The 21,111-nt window shown below is 53.9% G+C and carries 20 protein-coding genes; 10 read left to right on the top strand and 10 right to left on the bottom strand.

What is annotated here, in order from left to right; all coding sequences use genetic code 11:
* The first annotated feature begins 58 nt into the window (after window positions 1-58).
* Window positions 59-919, top strand: a complete 861-nt coding sequence (locus tag ACFPMF_RS05150) for an SDR family oxidoreductase (protein ID WP_379841796.1) — start codon at window positions 59-61, stop codon at window positions 917-919.
* 33 nt (window positions 920-952) lie between these two features.
* On the opposite strand, the gene ACFPMF_RS05145 is transcribed toward ACFPMF_RS05150, so the two are convergent.
* Window positions 953-2,245, bottom strand: a complete 1,293-nt coding sequence (locus ACFPMF_RS05145) for an acetyl-CoA hydrolase/transferase family protein (protein ID WP_379842746.1) — start codon at window positions 2,243-2,245, stop codon at window positions 953-955.
* A gap of 503 nt (window positions 2,246-2,748) precedes the next feature.
* Here ACFPMF_RS05145 and ACFPMF_RS05140 point away from each other — a divergent pair.
* Window positions 2,749-3,702, top strand: a complete 954-nt coding sequence (locus ACFPMF_RS05140; protein ID WP_379841794.1) for an ATP-binding response regulator — start codon at window positions 2,749-2,751, stop codon at window positions 3,700-3,702.
* Window positions 3,703-3,735: 33 nt separating this feature from the next.
* Window positions 3,736-4,284, top strand: coding sequence for a hypothetical protein (locus ACFPMF_RS05135; RefSeq protein WP_379841792.1), 549 nt, complete (start codon window positions 3,736-3,738; stop codon window positions 4,282-4,284).
* A gap of 3 nt (window positions 4,285-4,287) precedes the next feature.
* Here the strand turns inward: ACFPMF_RS05135 and ACFPMF_RS05130 are convergent, their stop codons facing one another.
* On the bottom strand, window positions 4,288-6,657 hold the full coding sequence (locus ACFPMF_RS05130; protein WP_379841790.1) for a carboxypeptidase regulatory-like domain-containing protein: 2,370 nt from the start codon (window positions 6,655-6,657) through the stop codon (window positions 4,288-4,290).
* An 89-nt stretch (window positions 6,658-6,746) separates the two neighbouring features.
* Between ACFPMF_RS05130 and ACFPMF_RS05125 the strand changes: the two genes are divergently transcribed.
* Entirely contained in the window at window positions 6,747-7,445 is a 699-nt protein-coding gene (locus ACFPMF_RS05125) for an endonuclease III domain-containing protein (protein WP_379841788.1), read from the top strand.
* A gap of 56 nt (window positions 7,446-7,501) precedes the next feature.
* Window positions 7,502-8,572, top strand: coding sequence for an endonuclease/exonuclease/phosphatase family protein (locus ACFPMF_RS05120; protein WP_379841786.1), 1,071 nt, complete (start codon window positions 7,502-7,504; stop codon window positions 8,570-8,572).
* Window positions 8,573-8,664: 92 nt separating this feature from the next.
* Here ACFPMF_RS05120 and ACFPMF_RS05115 read toward each other — a convergent pair whose 3' ends face one another.
* Window positions 8,665-9,459 carry a carboxypeptidase-like regulatory domain-containing protein gene (locus ACFPMF_RS05115; RefSeq protein WP_379841784.1) on the bottom strand — a complete coding sequence of 265 codons (795 nt, stop codon included), beginning with the start codon at window positions 9,457-9,459 and terminating at the stop codon, window positions 8,665-8,667.
* A gap of 199 nt (window positions 9,460-9,658) precedes the next feature.
* Here ACFPMF_RS05115 and ACFPMF_RS05110 point away from each other — a divergent pair, with 199 nt between their 5' ends.
* Window positions 9,659-10,909: a DUF4374 domain-containing protein gene (locus tag ACFPMF_RS05110; RefSeq protein WP_379841782.1), complete on the top strand. Its 1,251-nt coding sequence runs from the start codon at window positions 9,659-9,661 to the stop codon at window positions 10,907-10,909.
* Window positions 10,910-11,013: 104 nt separating this feature from the next.
* Here the strand turns inward: ACFPMF_RS05110 and ACFPMF_RS05105 are convergent, their stop codons facing one another.
* Both ACFPMF_RS05105 and ACFPMF_RS05100 read right to left on the bottom strand, forming a co-directional pair.
* A complete protein-coding gene (locus ACFPMF_RS05105; protein ID WP_379841780.1) occupies window positions 11,014-11,607 on the bottom strand; it encodes a TetR/AcrR family transcriptional regulator in 594 nt (197 codons plus the stop codon).
* A gap of 155 nt (window positions 11,608-11,762) precedes the next feature.
* On the bottom strand, window positions 11,763-12,194 hold the full coding sequence (locus tag ACFPMF_RS05100; RefSeq protein ID WP_379841778.1) for a WapI family immunity protein: 432 nt from the start codon (window positions 12,192-12,194) through the stop codon (window positions 11,763-11,765).
* Window positions 12,195-12,431: 237 nt separating this feature from the next.
* Here ACFPMF_RS05100 and ACFPMF_RS05095 point away from each other — a divergent pair, with 237 nt between their 5' ends.
* Window positions 12,432-13,640 (top strand): saccharopine dehydrogenase family protein, encoded by a 1,209-nt coding sequence (locus ACFPMF_RS05095; protein ID WP_379841776.1) that lies wholly within the window; start codon window positions 12,432-12,434, stop codon window positions 13,638-13,640.
* Window positions 13,641-13,717: 77 nt separating this feature from the next.
* Here ACFPMF_RS05095 and ACFPMF_RS05090 read toward each other — a convergent pair whose 3' ends face one another.
* Window positions 13,718-15,118, bottom strand: a complete 1,401-nt coding sequence (locus ACFPMF_RS05090) for a glucoamylase family protein (RefSeq protein WP_379841774.1) — start codon at window positions 15,116-15,118, stop codon at window positions 13,718-13,720.
* Between the two features lie 119 nt (window positions 15,119-15,237).
* Here ACFPMF_RS05090 and ACFPMF_RS05085 point away from each other — a divergent pair, with 119 nt between their 5' ends.
* The 3 genes from ACFPMF_RS05085 to ACFPMF_RS05075 all read left to right on the top strand — a co-directional run bounded on the left by ACFPMF_RS05085 (window position 15,238) and on the right by ACFPMF_RS05075 (window position 18,707).
* Complete coding sequence (locus tag ACFPMF_RS05085; RefSeq protein WP_379841772.1) at window positions 15,238-16,059, top strand: energy transducer TonB; 822 nt, start codon at window positions 15,238-15,240, stop codon at window positions 16,057-16,059.
* A 134-nt stretch (window positions 16,060-16,193) separates the two neighbouring features.
* Window positions 16,194-17,327: a carboxynorspermidine decarboxylase gene (gene nspC, locus ACFPMF_RS05080; protein ID WP_379841770.1), complete on the top strand. Its 1,134-nt coding sequence runs from the start codon at window positions 16,194-16,196 to the stop codon at window positions 17,325-17,327.
* Between the two features lie 168 nt (window positions 17,328-17,495).
* A complete protein-coding gene (locus tag ACFPMF_RS05075) occupies window positions 17,496-18,707 on the top strand; it encodes an ABC transporter substrate-binding protein (protein WP_379841768.1) in 1,212 nt (403 codons plus the stop codon).
* A gap of 101 nt (window positions 18,708-18,808) precedes the next feature.
* Here the strand turns inward: ACFPMF_RS05075 and ACFPMF_RS05070 are convergent, their stop codons facing one another.
* The 4 genes from ACFPMF_RS05070 to ACFPMF_RS05055 all read right to left on the bottom strand — a co-directional run bounded on the left by ACFPMF_RS05070 (window position 18,809) and on the right by ACFPMF_RS05055 (window position 20,985).
* Complete coding sequence (locus ACFPMF_RS05070) at window positions 18,809-19,078, bottom strand: hypothetical protein (RefSeq protein WP_379841766.1); 270 nt, start codon at window positions 19,076-19,078, stop codon at window positions 18,809-18,811.
* A 66-nt stretch (window positions 19,079-19,144) separates the two neighbouring features.
* Window positions 19,145-19,717, bottom strand: coding sequence for a dihydrofolate reductase family protein (locus ACFPMF_RS05065; protein ID WP_379841764.1), 573 nt, complete (start codon window positions 19,715-19,717; stop codon window positions 19,145-19,147).
* Window positions 19,718-19,832: 115 nt separating this feature from the next.
* A complete protein-coding gene (locus tag ACFPMF_RS05060; protein ID WP_379841762.1) occupies window positions 19,833-20,270 on the bottom strand; it encodes a VOC family protein in 438 nt (145 codons plus the stop codon).
* Between the two features lie 142 nt (window positions 20,271-20,412).
* Window positions 20,413-20,985, bottom strand: coding sequence for an alpha/beta fold hydrolase (locus tag ACFPMF_RS05055; protein ID WP_379841760.1), 573 nt, complete (start codon window positions 20,983-20,985; stop codon window positions 20,413-20,415).
* Window positions 20,986-21,111: the final 126 nt, after the last annotated feature.

Raw genomic sequence — 21,111 nt, 5'->3', positions numbered from 1 at the left:
TGCAACCCGGGTGAGGTGAGCGCCATCTTTAGAACCGTACCGATTGTAAAACAACAAAATGAATCTTGCAGTAGTGGGCGCAACGGGCCTGATCGGTCGGCCGGTTACCGAACAATTGATTGCGGCCGGTTATGTGGTCACCATTCTGGCGCGCGATACCGAAAAAGCCCGGGCGATGTTTCCGGGCGTCCGGGTGGTGGCCGCCGATTTGCGGAATCCGGATAGCCTGCGGGCCGGGCTGGCCAACCAGCAGGCGGTTTATCTCAATTTGTCCATCAAACCGGACGAAAAACCGGACGATTTTCATACCGAAACCGATGGGTTGAAAACCCTGCTGGCGGAAGCCAGGCAAGCCGGTATTCAGCGAATTGGCTACCTGTCGTCGCTGGTAATGCGCTACCAGGGCATGAACGGTTTTCGCTGGTGGGCTTTCGAGGTCAAGCAGGAAGCGGTGCGGTTACTGAAAGAGTCCGGTATTCCCGCATCCATCTTTTATGCCTCCACCTTTATGGAAACCTTATCCATGCAGGTGCAGGGTTCGTGGTTGCCGCTGGCGGGTCATTCCGAGGTTGCCATGTGGTTTATTGCGGGTCGGGATTACGGGCGGCAGGTGGCCCGGGCGTTTAGCTTACCGGGCCACGAAAACCGGGAGTACGTCATTCAGGGGCCGGAACCACTGACGTATGCGGCCGCTGCGAAGGTATTTGCGAAACACTATCCCAGACAAAAACTGAAGATCGTCACCGCCCCGCTGGGTGTTCTCAAATTACTGGGCCGGTTTAACCGTTCCATCGACTACGGGGCTCATATCCTCGAAGCCCTGAACGGTTATCCTGAACAGTTTGAAGCCGCCCAGGACTGGATCGAGTTGGGACAGCCGACCCTGACCTTGGCGGATTACGCCCGGCAGGCACCCTGACGTTGATCGGACTGCGTGAATGCAGGGAAGGCGTTACGCAAAGATCTTAAACCGTTCGTGGGCCTGGCGCTCCAGCGATTCGCGGTGGTCGGGGTGGGCGATGTTGATCAGGGCCTTGGCGCGTTGGCGAAGGTTTTTGCCGTACAGATAAGCTACCCCGTATTCCGTCACGATATAGTGCACGTGCGCCCGCGTCGTGGTGACGCCCGCTCCTTCCTTCAGAAACGAAACGATTTTGCTGCTGCCGGTTTTCGTCACGGACGGGAGCGCAATGATCGGTTTGCCGCCTTCCGAGAGTGAAGCGCCCCGCACAAAATCAAGCTGGCCACCGACGCCCGAGTACTGGTAGGTCCCGATGGTGTCGGCACAGACCTGGCCCGTAATATCGACTTCGATGGCGCTGTTGATGGCGGTTACTTTCGGATTTCGCCGGATAACGGTGGTATCGTTGGTATACGTGACTTCCTTCATGACAATGCCCGGATTGTCGTGGATGAAATCGTAGAGCCGCCGGGTACCCATGGCAAAGCAGGAAACCAGTTTATACGGAATCACCTTTTTTAGTTCATTGGTAATGACGCCCCGTTCCACCAGATCGATGACGCCGTCGGAAAACATCTCGGTATGAATGCCCAGTTTCTGATGGTGGGTCAGTTCGGCCAGCACCGCATTGGGAATACCCCCAATGCCCATTTGCAGCGTGGCCCCGTCTTCCACCAGTTCGGCGACGTAGCGGCCAATTTTTTGCTCGGTTTCGGACGCGGTTTTCAGCGGCATTTCGTACAGCGGATCGTCGCACTCGATGGCGGCATGCAGGTTCCGGACGTGGATAATCCCGTCGCCGTGGGTGCGCGGCACGTTCGGATTGATTTGCGCAATCACGTATTTGGCGGTTTTGACGGCACTTAGCGAAATATCCACGGAAGGGCCCAACGAACAAAAACCGTGTACGTCGGGGGGCGAAACCTGGATCAGCGCTACGTCGAGCGGCAGAATATTCCGCTGGAACAGCAATGGAATTTCACTCAGAAAAATCGGTACATAATCCGCCAGTCCCTCGTTCAGTTGTTTGCGCATATTGGCCCCGATGAAAAACGCATTCGGTTTGAAAAGGCCCGCATACTGTTCTTCGCAGTAGGGCAGGTAGCCTTCGGTATGCATGTGGCAGACCTCAATGTCGCGCAAGGGGGCGGTTTTGGCCCGTTCGACCATGGCCGCAATTAAGCGGTGTGGAGTCTGGGCGACACTATGGACAAAAACGCGGTTGCCGGACTGAATGACCTGTACAGCCTGCTCGGGACTTACGATTGGAACCAGATTGCTCATGAGGAGAGAACCATTCGACACACGGTCGGTTTGAAGTTTGGACAAAAATAAGGGGCGGAATGGTTGGCAAAACTGAGAAAAATCAGGCAGAATTCGAACGGTACTCAAGCGAAAACCGGAAGAAAACCGTACAGAATCACTCCCTGAAACAATCTTCCGGGAATGCGGTTTGAAAAGAACAGCATTCGCCGCTTGATTAGGCCGGAAAAATCATACGGTATGCCACCGGCCCTTTTTCACGTCGCTATTTTATTCGCCAACCCGGGGCGGTTTCGGTTATACGACCCGGTTTTGTAACCTGACAGGGTGTGGACACGAAAAACAGACGACCTGTATTCTGACGAAGAAAAAACGAACACAGACGTTCAGCCAATTCTGGTCCCGGGCCCAGGAGCCTGATGGTTAGAAGGAAGCCGTTTCCGCGGCCAATTGGCATATTAATAAAGCCTGCATCGTACGGCATTCATCATATAACATGTAACTTGCTCCGGTAAATGCGGGATATGGGGGAAAATCTACTTTTGGTTAGTGGCGAAATGACGGATCTGGTGGTGATTGGATCACTTGGCGTTCTCGTTCTGGTCTTGCTGGTGGTGCTGCTGAGGACCAGGGTCCGAAAAAACCGGGTTCTGTACGATCACCAGATGCGTTTATCCGAACAACACGAACAAATCGCCCGGCAATCCCGTCAGCTGGACGAACAGGCCGAAAAGCTGGCAGCACTGTCAGCCATGCATACCCGGTTTTGGGCGACAACTTCCCATGAACTCCGGACTCCGCTAACGGTGATCCTTGGTGTTTTGACCGAGAAACTGCGGACCATGACTGATGATTCGGATGCGGTTTTTCGCTGGGACGAAGTCGCCATCATGCACCGGAATGCACAGCGACTGTTGCAGGTAACCAATCAACTGCTTGGTATGACGGGTTCCGAATCAAAACCGTTGGGGCCGACGGTTTTAACGCCCGCCAGGAAGGCCCTGCCGAGGGATGGGGTTTGGGGAGGGAACGGACCCGACAACCGTCCGACGGTCTTGCTGGTGGAGGATAATGACGATTTACGGATGTTTATCCGGAGCCATCTGCAACGGATATACCGGGTGCTGGAAAGCACCAACGGAATGCAGGGCCTGCAAACCGCCCTCGAAAAAGCACCCGATCTCATCATCAGCGACCGAATGATGCCGGAAATGGACGGCGATGAGCTTTGCCGGCGCATCAAATCCGACGAACGGATCCGGCATATTCCGGTGATGATCCTCAGCGCCTTAGCCACACCGGAGCAAAAAGAAGCGAGTCTGAAATCCGGGGCCGACGACTACCTGGCCAAACCCTTTGACTCCCGCGAATTACTGGCACGGATTCAGACTCTGTTGGAGACCCGCCGGAATGCGGACGGGGCCAGCGCGCCGGTATTTCGGGTCGGCACCGACCCGGCGGTTCCGTTCAGCGAATAAGTTTCGTATCTTACGTTTCTTAGCGCTGAAGCAATGAAAACCGCCTGGTGTTTTTTGTTTTTTATCTCTGTAACCGTAGCGCATGCCCAGACCCAGGAAGCGCGTCGTTTTGTGCGGTACAACCTCCGAAATTTTGACCGGTTCTTCGTTGCGCCAATGGCGGAAGATCGTATTCGTGATGTCAAAACCGCTTTGAATCGCGATACGATTCGATCGGAAGAAAAACATTATCAGGAGCCCATTCGAACGCTGGTGTTATCCGGGGAGGAGCGCGCCTATATCCTGAGCGAACTGGATAAATCCTCCCAATTGGACGAGTATCGCCAGTTGTTCGAACCCGGAACGGTCATCCCGGTGGCCGATCAGAAGGTTCTTTTCTACGATAAAAGCCAAAAAGGGTTGAATGCAACCGAAAAAGGCGATTCGAACTGGGTGGATTTTTCACTGCCCCTTTTTATTCGGGACCACTCGCTGTGCATTTTCTATTACTGGGCGGGAAGCCAGGGAAGGCTGGCCGTATATCGCCGAACCACTGACGACGCCTGGCTTCCCTGGCTCACGGTATTCTCCGGGATTCGATAGGGATCAAAACTCCCAGCGGTAACTCGCAATCGGAATCAGGCCCAACTGGTATTTCTGCACCACCTTTCCCTGAAAAGCGTCGAAGTAACTATAAGCCGCATTCTGGGCACCGGTCAGGTTTTGCAGATCGAGGGCCAGGGTTCGGCTGTAGCGGGTTTTGCTTTTTTTCCAGTAAATCCGCAGGTCGGTTCGGAAATAGGCCGGAAGCTGCACGTTGAAGTCGTCGCTGCTATAAACCGTGGTGCCTTGTTGTCGGGAAGCCGCCAGGTCGATCGTCCGATCCCGGAAACCGCCCGCGTAGGTCAGCCGCCCGTTGACGCCCCAGATGCGGCTACGGTTGTCCCGGTTTTTCGTCCACTCCTTGCCGCCGGTCAGGTTGCTGGTAAACTTGCCGTTAAACCGCGTACTGCGCCAGATGCCATCGGCCACCTGGTATTGGGAATCGTAGAGGGACCCGGAAGCCAGCAGGTAATAGGTTTTCGAGAGGTACTTCTGGAGGGTCAGCTCAAGGCCCCGGTTGCGGCCTTTTCCGGCATTCACCAGGCGCTCGGTTACGTAGGATTCAATCAGGTTCAGGACCGAAAACGGGCTGCCCGGTACCTGGCTGATGGGTACATCGAACTGCATCTGGGAGTAGGCTTCAATTTTTCCGTAACTGTCGGGGCCAAACTGATGCGTGTAACTGGCAGCTACGTGATGCGCTTTGGTAAAGCCCAGATTTTTATTCGTAAAGGTCGGATCGTTCGGCAGACGGAACGGCATATAGGCCTGGGGTAATTGTAACTGGCTGTGTAAACCGTAGGCAACGGTGAACGCTTTTCCCGGCTGGAATTCGTAGCGAACCGAGGCCCTTGGCTCCAGCGAATGGCTTTGGTTATAGGTGAAGCTATTGTAGAACAAGCCGGCGTTAACCGTCAGTTTGTCAGTCGGTAACCATTGGTAGTTGATATACGGCTGAATCAGCCAGCCACCCAGTGAACCCGTAAACAACGGAGCGATGGACGAACTGCTAATCGCGGGAACTTTAGCCCGCCAGAGGCCAATGGAATGGTCGGCCCGGGTGAGGTAGACACCGGCTTTAAAACTGTTCCGGTCGTTGAAGCGGTAATTCAGGGAGGAGGTCAGCGTATAGCGTGAGCCGTCCTGACTGTCATCTTCGTAATTCGACGGGAAGCGGTCATCGCCCGGAAAGCTCTGATTCCGGCGGCTGTTGTTGGCCGATAGCACCAGGGCGGTTTTCCACAACAGCCGGTTGCCGAGGGGCTGTGTTAAGGTGACGCCACCGGCGGCCATCGCCGTGGTGAACGAAATGGTGTTCCGGTCTTTGTCCTCGGTTTGTTCCTCGGCGGCTTTGGCCACAAAATCATTCGAACTGTTTCCGGCAACACCAAAAACCGTAAACCGCCCACCCTTGCGATTCGGGAACGTGAGATTGAACGAAAGGTCTTGAAAACGAATATCTTCCCCGCCAAAGGTAACGCCCATCGCTCCCAGCAAACCGGTAAATGAATACCGGTAATTGACCAGGTAAGACGAGCCTTTTTGCTTGGAGAGGGGGCCTTCGGCGGCCAGATCCAGACCGATCAAACCGGCCTGCGCGATAAATTCATGCCGTTCATTGTTGCCCGGGCGCAGGCTCATGTCCATAATGCCCCCGACGGTATTGCCGTATTCGGGCGTGAAGGCACCGGTCAGAAACCGGGTGGTACCGAGGAGTTGCGCACTCAGCATGTTGACCCCACCGCCCCCCGCCGTCGGGCGGTCGCCAATGGTTCCGGCGTTGCTCTGGTGGTTCGGATTCACAATTTCGACGCCTTCCAGCCGCCAGATCAGGCTGTTGGGCGAGTTGCCCCGGACGGAAATGTTATTGGTGCCGTCGTAGGCATTGACCACGCCGGCGTAGGCCGTGGCCAGCCGGGCCGGATCGAGGTAGGTCGCCGGAAACCGCAGTACCTGCTCGGTGGTGATGTATTCGGCGCTGATTGTCCGGTCGGTCCGGGTGCCGAGGGCCGTCGCTTCGCCCAATTCCTGCACCCCGGGTTGCAACTGAATTTCAAGCACCTGTTCCTTGCCGGATTCCACAAGCACTTCGTTGATAATCTTCGGTTCGTAACCCACAAATGAAACCGACAACTGCTGCCGACCCACCGGCACGTTGGTCAGTCGAAACCGGCCCTGTTCGTCCGTAATTCCCCCAATCGCGGGGGATATATTTTGGAGCTGAACCGAGGCTCCGACGAGCGGGCGGCCCTGGCTGGCGTCCATCACCGTTCCGCGAATGGTCTGGGTAATGGGTTGGCTCTTAGCGGCTACCGTGAAAAATATCAGCAGGAAGAGGGCAGGGAAGGTCTTGTTAAATAAAAGTGTTTTCATGTGATCGGTCAGGAATGAAACCATAAAAGTACAACGCCAACTAACCAAGTGTATCAGAAATCAGTTGTTCTGACAAAAATCATGATGGGATGATAATACCGGATGCGGAGCAAAAGACACGAGTGGTTCATGAGATCCTCAACCAGCAGTACGGCGTTCAGGAAATTTACGCCCGCCAGGACCCCATGCACGAATTGATTGCAACGGTTTTGTCGCACCGGACCACACACGCCAATGAGGTGCTTGCCTATCGGACCCTGTGGGAACGATTTGGTTCGTGGGAAAACATTCGGGAGGCTCCGCTGGAGGAGCTGATCCAGGCTATTCAGTCGGCGAATTATCCCGAGGTGAAAGCGCCGTGGATCAAGGCGATTTTAAGCCGGATTATGGCCGAACGCGGGGAAGCCGCTATCGATTTCCTGCGGGAAATGACCACCGACGAAGCGATGGCGTGGCTGACGGCCCTGCCCGGTGTCGGACTGAAAACCGCCACCTTGTTGCTGCTTTTCAATTTTCAGAAACCGGTTTTGCCGGTGGATACCCACGTTCACCGCGTCACCCAGCGCTTGGGCATCCTGGGGCCCAAGGTCAGTGCAGAAAAAGCCCACGCCCTGCTACTGGCCTATTTGCCGCCAGACCCGGCGGTTTTGTTTAATTTTCATAAACACTTTTATTGGCACGGGCAGCGAATCTGTACGTGGAGTTTTCCAAAATGTTCCCAATGTGTCTTGAAAAACCACTGTGATTACTATGCGAAGGCGAGGCCGCTTCCTATGAATGCGAAATGAAATTTAACCCTAACTTGCCACTGATCTAATTTTGCCCCTGCTACCCAAACCCCGCAATGAGCCACGTTGAGAATTTTCTGATTGGATACGCCGTTCTGATTACATTTATTTCGTTCATACACCTGCTTCGGGTCGATGCCTGGTGGATTCGGATCTGGGATTTTCCGCATTTGCAACTGACCGTACTGGCGGCTGCCGGGCTGCTGCTCTGGGCGGTTCTGAGCCGGAGTACGGACTGGCCGGTTTTGCTGGCTTTGCTGGGATTGCTGGCCGCACTGGGGTATGAAGCCTGGCTGATCTTTCCGTTCACGCCCCTCCACCGGAAACAGGTCCCGTATTACCGAAAACGACAGGACGGCGCCAAAGAGCCCAATCTTATTCGAATTCTGAATGCCAACGTCTTTATGGACAATACGAACTGTCCGGATGTGCTGCACCTGGTGGCGAAATATGAACCGGATGTGGTGCTGATTCTGGAGGCAAATGAACGCTGGCAGACGGAATTAAAACCGCTGGAAGCTTCTTTCCCTTACCGGATTCTGCATCCGCTGGAAAATACGTACGGGATGTTGTTCTATTCGCGTCTTCCGATTCTTCGGCACGAAGTGCGGTTTCTGATCGAGCCAGATATTCCGTCAATTTATGCCCAACTGAAACTGGACTCGGGACAGCTTCTGCATTTTTACGGCATTCACCCGATGCCTCCCAGTCCGACAGAGCATTACCGTTCGACGGAGCGCGATGCCGAACTGGTGGTGGTGGGCAAGGAAGTTCGGAATCAAACCGAGCCGGTGATTGTGTCGGGCGATCTGAACGACGTGGCCTGGTCGCATACCACGCGCTTGTTTCAGCGCATCAGTGGCTTGCTGGACCCGCGCATTGGCCGGGGGCTCTACAATACATTTCATGCCCGGTATTTCTTTCTGCGCTGGCCGCTGGATCACGTTTTTGTTTCCCATCATTTCAAATTGCGGAACATACGCCGGTTGCCCAATTGCGGTTCCGATCATTTTCCTATCCTGATTTCGCTGGCATATGCCCCCGATGCTGTACCGGATGAGATTCCGCAGCCGGAGAAAGGTGACCTGAAGGAAGCCCAAGAAACCGTTGAACGCGCCACGGAATGAGGCCGGTTGAAGGGTTGCTCTCCGGAGCGATGAAAACAAAAGACCTCCCGAAGCCAGATGCGTTCGGGAGGAAACGGCTGAACAGCCCGGTTTTACCGGCGGTTTGTGTAGCCGATGCCCATCGTGTTGGCACGATACGCTGATTCGGTTCCCAGAAAATCGAGCGTCACCGATTCTTTATAGAGGAGATCGTCGCCCCACGCATCGGTCACCCGCAGTTTTTCGCCCGTCGGTTTATAAACCGCCGTAACCGTGTAGCGGCCCAGGGGAATGTCTTTCAAAGACGTATTGTAGCGCTTTTTGGCCCGCAGCTTCAGGGTTTTTCCGGTTGATCCGTCGATCAGGGGGCCAACGGGGGTGAAGGTGAATTCCACATTTTCGTTGTCCACGAGTCCGTCGGCATTCGGGTCGAGGAACATTTCGGCGGTTCCGCCATAATACTGGTCAAGGCTTACATCCGGAATATGACCGGTCAGTTTCCACTGAAAATGGCGGACCGGTTTTTCATTTTCCGAAAAGCTATCGGGGTTTTCGGGATCGAGCAGGATCTTGTACACCCGGTCGTTGTATTCCTTCAAAATATACCCCCGGACAACCCACTGGCCCATATCTTTCATCAGCTGGATTTTGTACGATCCATCCGTTGCCGATTTTACTTCGGCTCCCCGGCCCTTGATAACCGTATTTTCGGTATAAATCGTGGCGCGGGCGAGCGGTTTTCCCTGTGGATCCGTCACTTTGCCCACCAGATAACCGGATTGCCCTTTCGTACTATTACCGGGATTTTCGGGCTCGGGTTCGGTTCCGTTCGATTTGCAGGCGGTGATGGTGGTAAGGCTCCCAACCAGCAGGAGGGTTGCCCAGGTGAAGCGGTTTAATGTGTTCATCGTCGTTGTTGTTTGTGTTGGTAACAAAGCTAGGTATTCCTCCCGCCCGCTTTCAACGAGGACCGGTATGGTTCGCTGGAACCGCTGCCCCAATTGCGAAAATGCAGCACTGATCTGCGGGGTGGAAAAAAATGAGGACGAAGGCAGACCGGTATCAAATCCGCCGTTTTTCTCCGTACTTTAGAGATCTCTTAAACGGATGAGCGATATGGTACAGAAAGGACTATTGATTCTGGCTATCCTGGGCCTGGGGTTGGGCATGAATTCGTGCAGCAAGGATAAGAATGAAACCCCCGATCCGATTGATCCGGTGGATCTGGGACGTTATGTCGTGGTGGTGCGCGAGGATGCGGGCGGTGGCCAGACGACGGATTACCTGGTGCAAACCACCAGCCTGACGAGCGGAACCCTAGCATCGGCCAATCAGGGCGTAAAGCAAACTGGAAAACGGATGTACGCGCAGGCTGGCAAAACGATCTTCAGCGTGGGGGGGAGCGACGCCGGCCAGGGGTCGCCAACGGCGGTCGGTTATGGCCTGGATGCGGCCAATAAACTGAGTCAGAAGGGTAGTTTTACGTTTGAAAAGTACTTCGACGTTCTGACGGTAATCGACGACAATACGCTGGCCGGGATTCAGATTCCCCGGGCCACGGCAGATAACCGAACGGCTACGTTCTACACGGCCAACGTCAACAATGTTACCCTGACCGGGCAGGTAAAAAGCTCATTGGCACCCCTGTTCAAAGAAGATCAGGTCTGGCCGTCGGGGTTACGGATTCGCGATAATAAAGCGTATGTTTCGTATTACCTTCAGAGCCGAACCGACCTTTCCACTTCGTTTACCGACACGGCCTATGTGGCTATTTATAGCTATCCGGCTTTTACGCTGGAAAAAGTGATCAAAGACACCCGGACGGGACCGGCCGGTTCGTCCAACAGCAGCAGCGGCCTGATTAAAACCGAGAACGGGGATATCTATACGGTTTCTTCACTGGGATATACCTTTTCCCAACGGACGAAACCGGCTGGTTTTCTGCGGATTAAAAACGGCGAGACGGTTTTTGATCCCACGTATTTTTTCGGACTGGATGATATTTCAAACAACCGCCGGATTTACTTCAGCCAATATTTGGGCAACGGTCTTGTGCTGGCCGAAATGGGGCGGTTTCCGTTTTCGGGGGGACAGTGGGCCTACGAGGATGTTAACCTGAGTCCGGTGATCATTGACCTGAATGCGAAAACGATCAAGGAGATAACCGGTGACATTCCGGCTCATGCCGGGCAGGGGGGCCTTACCTTGTCGCTGCTGGTGGAAAATGGCAAGGTGTATCTTCCGGTTACCAGTTATACCGAAGGAACCTACATCTGGGAAATCGATATAGCCACCGCCGTTGCCAAAAAAGGGGCCAGGGTGGAAGGCAAATACGTGGCTGGCATCTTTAAACTGTAAACCACCGGTTGGGGGGCGGTTTTCGGATTTTACCCTGCTGAGGCCGAATTATTTTCGGGGTAACGAGGCACTACGGACCGGATGCCGGTTTCCACTATACGCTTTTACCCCAGGGTTTTATAGATGCGGTCAATGGCCCGTTCGATGTGTTCCCACCCCTCGTCGGACTGGAGGTCAACGCCCATGAAGTGCCGTTGATTCGGGCTCAGTAAGTGGAGCATGGCAAGGCCCGCAATCACCAGGGCCGAGGTGGATTTCAGGTCACCGGTTTCGTCCGTGAAAAGCTGATCGATCACTTTTTGCAGAGATTCGTTCCGGGAGGCCGCCAGTTGTTGACTGATCTGCGAACCCGGATTGCTAATTTCCCATTTCAGCATATCCTGGGCTGCTTTTCGATTTTTCAGCTCCCGTAGGAGGCCCACCAGGTAGAGGACCCGATTGTGGTGATTCCCTTCGGGTGAGGTCGCCAGAAACGCCTGGTTATAATCACTGAGAAAACTGCCCTGGTGCAGAAACTCCTTCATGAGTCCATCCCAACCGCCAAAATACCGGTAAATGAGGACTTTGTTAACGCCGGCTTTTTCGGCAACTGCGTTGATGCCAATCCGATTGGCTCCACGTTCCGTAATGACATCGCCAACCGCCTGAAGAATACGGGCCTTGGTTTGGGTACGGCTTCGTTTTCGAATTTCTCGCATCCGTAGTCTAACTATTTATCAGACAAAAAAATAATACTTTTTTGTCGGTATTAAAAAATACACGCTTCTGCTTATCGCTATAAAACTAGACAGTTCCTGGCAAAAAAGAGTTGCTTTTCCCAAAATTCGGGAATAGAAGGCCCGAACGCGTACGGCTATCTTTCCGGGAAAAGCGCCAATTGACTGACAAGGTCACGGATGGCTTCGCGCAACTGATAACGGGTCAGGGTAATGTCCAGCAAGACCGGAAATTCCGGATACGGATGCCAGTCTGGCATCAGAGTGTGGTCGAGCTGGATTTGCAGCAAGTAAAGTTCATTGGGCAATGACGAGGCTTCGACGTTCAGCCCCGGTTCGGAAAACGATACGGTCAGGTGCGGGATCGCCCGGTTCCAGAGGAGCTTCAGGCCATTGATCAGTCGCTTGATTTCCCAGGTCTGTAGAGGAGCCGATTGAGTATAGATTTCTTTCTGCCACTCGGTCGACAATTCACAAAGCAAACTGTTCCGATCGCGCCAGCTGGTCCCTTTTACGCCGTATCCTTTGATCGATAATTCGAACGAGCCGGTAGAGCTTTTGAGTTTCATACACATACGAGTGATTAGGCCTGAAAATTATCTCTCCTACTAATTAAATATAGTAGGTAGACCGTTCGGTACAAATGTAAACCTGGAATCTTTTTTAATGTTTTGGTAACAATCTTTTTGTTTTTTTCTGTCCAGAACGTGGTTGGTCTGGCTATCTTTGCGCGAATTTGTTCAACCGTTCGGTCCGTTCCGGTGTCCTGGCCGGCAGATCGTAAACTCTAAACAATCCGAGATAGAATGGCTAAAGTGCTGATTATTGGTGCCGGGGGAGTTGGCAGTGTTGTCGCCCACAAGTGCGCGATGAACGCAGGTGTTTTCACCGATATTATGCTGGCCAGCCGAACCAAGGCCAAATGCGATAAAATTGCCGCCGAAATCCGGGAGATGCACGGCGTTGAAATCAAAACCGCCCAGGTCGATGCCGACATTGTGGCCGAAATGGTTATGCTGATCAAGCAGTTCCAGCCGGTTTTGGTCATCAATGTGGCGCTGCCCTACCAGGATCTGCCGATTATGGATGCCTGTCTGGAAACGAAGGTACACTACCTGGACACGGCCAATTACGAACCGAAAGACGTTGCCAAGTTTGAATACAGCTGGCAGTGGGCCTACCAGGAGCGGTTTAAGGAAGCCGGTATCATGGCCCTGCTCGGCTGCGGCTTCGACCCCGGTGCCACGCAGGTTTTTACGGCCTACGCGGCCAAGCACCAGTTCGATGAAATGCACTACCTGGACATCATCGACTGCAACGCGGGGAACCACGGCAAGGCGTTTGCCACCAATTTTAACCCGGAAATCAACATTCGGGAAATTACGCAGCCGGGTCGCTACTGGGAAAACGGCGAGTGGATCGAAATCGAACCGATGTCGGTTCATAAACCGATCGAATACCCGGGCATTGGGCCGAAAGAATCGTACGTGCTGTACCACGAAGAACTCGAGTCACTGGTGAAAAACTTCCCGACGCTGAAGCGGGCACGGTTCTGGATGACGTTCGGGCAGCAGTATATCACCCACTTGCAGGTGCTCGAAAACGTGGGGATGACCAGCATCAAGCCCATCAAGTTTCAGGGTCTGGACATCGTTCCGCTCGAATTCCTGAAGGCGGTTTTGCCTGCACCCGACACGCTCGGCGAGAATTACACCGGCCAGACCTCCATCGGTTGCCAGATCCGGGGCGTGAAAGACGGTCAGGAGAAAACCTACTTTATCTGGAACAACTGCGACCATGCCGAAACCTATAAAGAGGTTCGGGGTCAGGCGGTTAGCTATACCACCGGCGTTCCGGCCATGATCGGCGCCATGTTGATGCTGAAAGGTGTCTGGATGAAACCCGGTGTCTGGAACTGCGAAGAAATGGACCCCGATCCGTTCATTGAACAAATGAACCGCCAGGGCCTTCCCGTCCAGGATCAGGTCAACCAAACGCTCAGCGTAGAACAATAAGTAATTAAAAATTAAAAGTGAAAAATTAAAAATAGGCTCTGCGCTACTTTTAATTTTTCACTTTTAATTTTTAATTCTTACTTCCTCAGCCAGCCTCCGCGGAAACCGGCGCGCAACAGGCCGCGCCGAATGGTCGGGTTGTGCATCATGAGGTTCCAGATCAGGTTGGTGCGGTAATTTTCGGCCATCAACAGAATCGGGCCGCTGTCGATTCCGAGGTAATCCGGGTCGAACCAGGCGCCCGGATACGTCAGATTGAACGCATCCTTAAAACCGTAGGGACCGTAAATTTTCGGGCCGTAGCGGTATTTCATCAATTGCAGCGCCCGAAGGCTTTCTTCCGGCGTAAATGGCATCGAACCACCGGCTGCGGTGGGGGCAATGGTACCATCATCCACGATTTGGGTGGCGGCTGCTCCCCGGGCCCGGTAGGAGAAAAAGACTTTCCCGTGAACCGTCGTATCTTTCGGGCCGTCGCAGGCGGTTAAGCCCCAGAGATCGGCTTCGTAGCCCTTGAAACCCTTTGGGTTAGCGATGCAATAGGCGCGGTTGGCCAGTGTGGCCCGGCGGCTGTTCTCGAAATAATCAATGCCCCGTTGCCGCATATAAGCGTCTTTAATGCTGCGAAAATCGATCCAGATATGCGAATACTGGTGGCCAAACAGCGGGTCAAAATTGACGTGGGCGTATCCCTGAAACTCCTTCCAGTCGTAGGTTGAGGTCCAGGCCGTCCAGGCTTCAGGCCCGACCGAATGGGTGGCCGACGCCAGCGCCAGCACGTACAGTAACATCGCTTCGTTATAGCCCTTCCAGTCGGACCCGATGAAACCGGTTTCCGGGTGCCAGCCCATCGACACCAGCGGTTTTCGGACCTGCATCCATTCCCAATCCACGCGCCGGTAGATCCGATCAACCAGCATCCGGATTTCTTTTTCCGCAGCGGTATTCCGGGTGAAATACGACTGACTGCTCAGCATACCCGCCAGCAGCAACGCCGTGTCGATGGTCGAAAGCTCTACCTGTTTATACCGCTTTCCGGTTTTCATATCCAGAAAATGATAGAAAAAACCGCGGTAGCCCGTGGCGTTTTTTTCGTCGGCCGATTGCGGAGCCTGGTGGAAAAACCGCAGTGTTTTCAGGGTTCGCTCGGCGGCTTGCTGACGGCTGACGTAGCCGCGTTCTGCGCCCAGCACATAAGCAGTTAGCCCAAAACCGGTGGCGGCAATACTGGCAAACGATGGAGTCGGATACCGGTCCGGAATCAGGCCGTGCGGGTTATCGCCCAATTCCCAGAAATAATGAAACGTATCACGCTGGAGCGAATCCAGAAACCGCTTCGAGTTGGCAATGCCCCGTGGCTGGGCGTTGAGCGGCTGATCAACCGAAGGAAGGATGAGGAGTCCTGCAAAAAGGCAAAAGAGATAGAAACGGGCCTGCGCGTGATAAAGCCGGTATGAAAGACCTGCGACTGACATCATCGGGTGAACGGACGGATGGTGAGGAAAGATAAGCGAAAGAAAACAAAATAGATAGTTGTATACTTGTATATATAGTTTTCTTATATATATTTGTTGTGTTCATAAACTTCTACGTTGCCATGACACCCGAACAACTTCAGATCGCATCCCTGGATGACATCGTCTTTGAAAACCGCAATAAATTGTACGGGGCCTACGATTTACGCCGGTTTTATAACCGCAGTGCCAACCGCGCACTCTGGCTGGGTATTGCCCTTTTTGGGGCCGCGCTTGCTACGCCCACGTTATACAACCGGTTGAAACCGGCGGCCGAACCGGAGCGGTATATGACGGATGTGACCCTGGAAAACATCAAAATGCTGCCGCCGGAGGAGCCCCCCGTGGTGGTGCCGCCCCCGAAGGTGGAATTGCCCAAAGTGCCGACCATCCGGAACCTGCCGGTGGAAGTGGTGACCGAAGCCCCGGAGGATGTGACGGTGCCGACCGTTGAGGACCTGGAAGATAGGGTCTCGAGTGACAAAACGCAGGACGGGGACCCGAATGCCCTGGATGTGATCGAAGCACCGACCGAAACCGCCGGGCCGCCGGCGGTGGAGAAAGCCCTGGATGTCGAACGAAAACCGGATGATATTTTTGTGGGCGTTGAACAGAATCCGCAGTTTCCCGGTGGGCCGAAGCAAATGGCGGAATTTTTAGAAAAAAACCTACGGTACCCCCCTGCGGCTTCCCGCGCCAACATTTCCGGTCGGGTGTACCTCCAGTTTGTGGTCAATACCGACGGCAGTATTGTGGATGTGACCGTGGTGAAAGGCATCGGTTTTGGCTGCGACGAAGAGGCCATGCGGGTGGCCAAGAAAATGCCCCTCTGGCAACCCGGTAAGCAGTCGGGCCGGCCGGTTCGGGTCCGGTTTACGCTGCCCGTCGTTTTTGCACTTGAGTAGCGCCCGTTGCTCACGGCCCACGCCCTGCCTGCCCCGCTGTTTCGGAACTGGCGGGGCTTTTTTGTGGTTCCCCAATTGCGGTTTTCGCTATTTTTGTGCCTTGAAAAACCATTTCCCGACGTTACACTGCCCACATGATCGATTTCACCCAAGTGCCCTCGCCCTGTTTTGTGCTGGAAGAAGCCAAACTCCGCGCCAATTTAACGCTGATTGATTCGGTGCAGCAACAGGCTGGCATCCAGATTATTCTTGCGCTCAAAGGGTTTTCGATGTACAGTGCCTTCCCGTTGGTAAAGCAGTATTTGTCCGGTGCGACGGCCAGTTCGCTGAATGAAATCAAGCTGGTCAACGAATACATGGGCGTGAAGGCGCACACCTACATTCCGGCCATTCGCGACGATGAGTTTGCGGAAATTCTGGAGCGTAGCAGCCACCTTACGTTCAATTCGCTGAGTCAGTGGGAGCGGTTTAAAAACCGGGTGGCCGGATCGGGCGTTTCCTGCGGCATTCGGGTCAATCCGCAGTATTCGGAAGTGGCTACGGATATGTACAACCCCTGCGTACCGGGTTCACGACTGGGCGTCACGCGGGATTTGATCGGAGACCGGCTGCCGGATGGCATCGAAGGCATTCATTTTCATACGCTTTGTGAAAATGACTCGTATACACTCGAACGGACCCTGGAAGCGCTCGAAAGCCGGTTCTCGGATTTGTTGCACCAGGCGAAATGGGTGAACATGGGAGGGGGACACCTGATGACCCGCGAAGGGTATAATACCGACCACCTGATTCAGTTGTTGATTGCTTTTCGGAAAAAATACGATGTGCAGGTGATTCTGGAACCGGGCTCGGCCATCGGCTGGCAAACCGGCGTCCTGGTTTCAACGGTACTGGATATGGTTGATAGCCAGGGGATTGAGGTGGCTATCCTCGACACTTCCTTTGCCGCCCACATGCCGGATACGCTGGAAATGCCCTACAAACCGCGTATTCTCGATGCCTACCACGAGCCCGTCGCCGGAAAACCGACCTACCGGTTCGGGGGCATGACGTGTCTGGCGGGCGATTTCATGGGCGATTACAGCTTTGATACACCTCTGCAGGTGGGCGATCCGATTATTTTCGACGATATGATCCATTACACCATGGTGAAGACAACCACGTTTAACGGTGTTAACCTGCCTTCCATCGGTATCTGGAAGGAAAACGGTTCGTTTCAATTGGTGAAAACCTTCGGCTACGAGAGTTTCAAAGACCGGTTAAGCTAATCGATTATCAGACGGATGCGCTTAGGTTTCCGATCGAAATGTGCTTCTATAGCAGGTAATTAGGCGGTAAAAGGCCGGTTTAGAAAGGAATTAGGAGTTGTCGGATAAATACTTCCGGCTTTTTGGGAAGGTCCGTATAATCAGTTGTATATTTCCGTAAAAAAGCAAATGAACACTCCTAAATTCCTGAATCTTACCGTTTTCCTTTTTATCCTTTCCTTTTTTCTGGGTTGTACGCTGAAGGATCACGTACAACCGGTGTCCATTCCAATTGGCGGTCTGGCTTCCTTGACCGGCAACTGGTCATCCCTGGGCTTGACTACCAAAGCCGCAATGGAGATTGCGGAGGAGGATATCAACGCGTATTTCAGCGGGAAACACAGCCCGTACCGGGTGAGTGTCCAGGCCTTTGACACCCGGTTGGAGGCTGATAAAGCCGTCGATTCGTTTACCTCCGCGGCTGGCACCGGAACCCGGTTTTTCATTGGTCCGCAGTCCAGCGCTGAACTGGCGACTATTTTGCCCTTAACGGCAGGCCGAACGGCGTTGGTGATTAGCCAGGGCAGCACGGCGGGGAGTCTGGCCATTGCCGACGACCCGGTTTTCCGGTTTTGTCCGGCTGATAAAATCGAAGGGGCCGCCATCGCCAAAACCATTTACGGGCTGGGCATTCGGGGCCTGGTGACCCTGGCGCGCAACGATGCCGGTAACGTCGGCCTGCAAAATGCGACGGGGAATTCCTTTGCGTCAGCGGGTGGTGAAACCCAGGCTTTGACGCCGTATGGAACGGCCGTATCCGATTTTTCGACCCAGCTTGCCGATTTGAAAGCCCGAATTTTGGCCCTGACGACCACCCACGGTGCCGGCAAAGTCGGCGTTTATCTGGCATCGTTCGACGAATGTGTCAGCCTGTTTACCCAAGCCGCTTCGGACCCCGTCTTGCGCTCTGTACGCTGGTTTGGTGGAGATGGTGTGGCGTTGAGTGCGGCTTTGCTGGCGGACGCGGATGCGGCCGATTTTGCCATTGCGACCCAGTTTATGGCCCCAACCTTTGGGTTGCCGGACGCCTACAAAACCAGTTGGGAGCCGTTAATGGTCCGCATCAAAGCCAAAACCGGCATTGATGCCGATGCGTTCGGAATCGCGGTTTACGACGCCATGTGGGTGATTGCCAAAACGATCGAAGCGGGCCATGGGGTTCCGGCCGATCTCACTACGCTGGCCTCCCTGTTTACGACCCAGGCCAATGCGTACACGGGGGCGACGGGTTCCACGCAACTCGACAGTTTTGGCGACCGTGCCAGCGGATCGTTTGATTATTTTGGTCTTGAAAAAGTGGGCAGTGTTTACCAGTGGAAACTAGCCGGTAAATCCGAGTGATTTTTGTCGAGGACTTTCCGTTTCCGGTCGTCCAGGCGGCTTTTGCCACCAAACGAAGGAGTAACCAATCGCCCGGATTTCATCGCATCCCGCGTTAACGGTCAATTCGGAGTAAAGGCCAGCAACGGAAGCGTGAACAAACCGATTGGCGCGTCGTCCGGCAAAATTTCGGCGGTAAAACCGGAATCCTCCAAAATGGCAATCACCAGTTCGGCATCGACCAGACCGGTTTTGGATTGAACGCGCAGGATTTTATCGCAGTCCTCCAGATCGAAACTGACCGTATAGTCACTGAAAAGCCGGTTAATCTGACCGATAAGCCGGTTGGCCTGTCGCCGTTCCTGTACATCGGTTTTGAATACTTCAACCATAGGGCCTGCTGATTTTTAGTTCGACGGGGTGCGTATTGTATAAGTCGAAGCAAAGGGATTTTTATTTTATTCAGATTGGTAACAAAGGATCGTGATGCCGACGCTGCTGGTGGTGGTTTTCACCAGTTTCAGGGCGGTGGGATTCGTGATCTCCTGCCAGATTGGCATACCCTTTCCCAGAATAACCGGGTTGACAAATAGGTGAAATTCATCGATCAGACCGTGACGGATGAAGGAGGAGACCAGGCGGGTGCCGCCGTAGATCACCAGGTTTTTACCGGGTTGTTGCTTCAGTGCTGCGACCTCTTCTTCAACGGGCCGGTTTGCCAGCCGGGAATTTTGCCAGTTGACCGGGAGGAGCGTCCGGGAAAAAACAATTTTCTCCAGGGCATTCATTTTCTGTGCGAAGGCGATTTCGTCCGGGCTGGCTTCCGGGTTTGTAGCCGCTGAGGGCCAGTAGTTTGCCATGCCTTCGTAGGTAATCCGGCCGATGAACATTGTGTCGGCGGACGCGGCAATATCGTCTGCGTATTGTTTCAGCACCTTATCCCAGTTCCACACCATCCAGTCCTGCTCTCCCCGAAGTCCGGCGGCAAAACCGTCGAGCGATAGCTGCATTTGCAGGATCACTTTTCTCATACCATTTTATTGGTTGTTTAAGGCGGCCAAACCCTCACGGCGAAGGTTTGGCCGGTTATAATGGGGTGTTCTTCATTCCGTGATTTGTTGTTACTGCCAAGAAAGCCGTCGATTGTTAGTTGGGATTCACGTAGTTCTCATCGTAGCTGATCATCCACTGAATGCCGAACTTGTCCGTCACCATCCCGAAATACGCGCCCCAGAACGTTTTGCTCATGGGCATGGTCGGAAGGCCGCCTTCCGATAAACCGCCGAAAAGGTGATCGGCTTCTTCGGGGCTGTCGGTGCTGATGGACAGAGAGAAATTATTGCCAACGACCAGCGTATGCCCCCTCGATTCCAGGGCGTCCGTGGCCATTAAAACCGTATCCGGGCCAATCGGCAAGGCAATGTGCATGATTTTGTGGCCGTCTTCGGGAGGAACATTCGCGGCTTCCGGGGTATCGTTAAACCGTTGCAGCCCAACGAGCTCTCCGCCGAATACGGACTGGTAAAAGGTAAACGCTTCTTCCGTGTTGCCCGGGAAATTCAGATAGGGGTTAAATCGTGCCATTATCGGGGGTTGTTTTAAGAGTTCTGTCACTGGTTTCAAAAACTTTGGAAGGACGACAATGCCCGGGAAAGGAAACCAAAATTCAACCTTACCGGTATCGGTGTTCTCTTTTACGCGGTCTGTTCCCGTAACAATTGGCGCTCTATACGTTTTCGAGCTGGCTGATTCGCGTCAGTTTCATGATCTGAACCACCAGGTCGGGGCAGCCTTCGGTGAAAAGATGGCCCAGGTCGTCCAGTTCGCACAGGCGGGCATTGGGAATAGCTTCGGCGTAATAGGTTAAATGGGAAAAGGGGACGACTTCATCATCCCGGCTATGAAAAAGGATCAGGTGCGGAAGGCGGTGTAAGCGTGAAAGGTTCTTCCGCAGCGCAAAATCACGACTTTTCCACCCCCGTTCCCCCCAGAAAGGTGCGGCAATAATACAAACCCCGACCAGAAGCTGACAAGGCGGTTCTTCCGACAGGTATTTCAACAAAACGGAGCCGCCCAGCGAATGGCCCACCAGAATAATCTCGCCTTCTATTTTTGATAGCTCACTGATTATCTGGGTTTTCCAGTGTTCATAACGCGGGTTTTCCGGGTCGGGCATGGTTGGCTGAATGAGCGGATATCGCGGCCCCAGCCGGTCCTGCAAGTAAGCGACCAGGTCGCCACTGCCGGCATGGGGCCCCTGCGGCCCGGCGCTGTGTATGAACAGGACGTGTTTTTTCATGGCATACAATCATCGGTTTGCTGCGATTTTTCGGCGGCTACTACCCGGCAGTAAACCGCTTTTGTCGCAGCCGGAACCGATACAAACTTACCGGAATAAATGGATAGAAAGAGGGGGCAAACGCGG

It is taken from the genome of Larkinella bovis (assembly GCF_042655385.1).
GTDB lineage: Bacteria > Bacteroidota > Bacteroidia > Cytophagales > Spirosomataceae > Larkinella > Larkinella bovis.
This window is presented reverse-complemented; position numbering and strand designations above follow the sequence as displayed.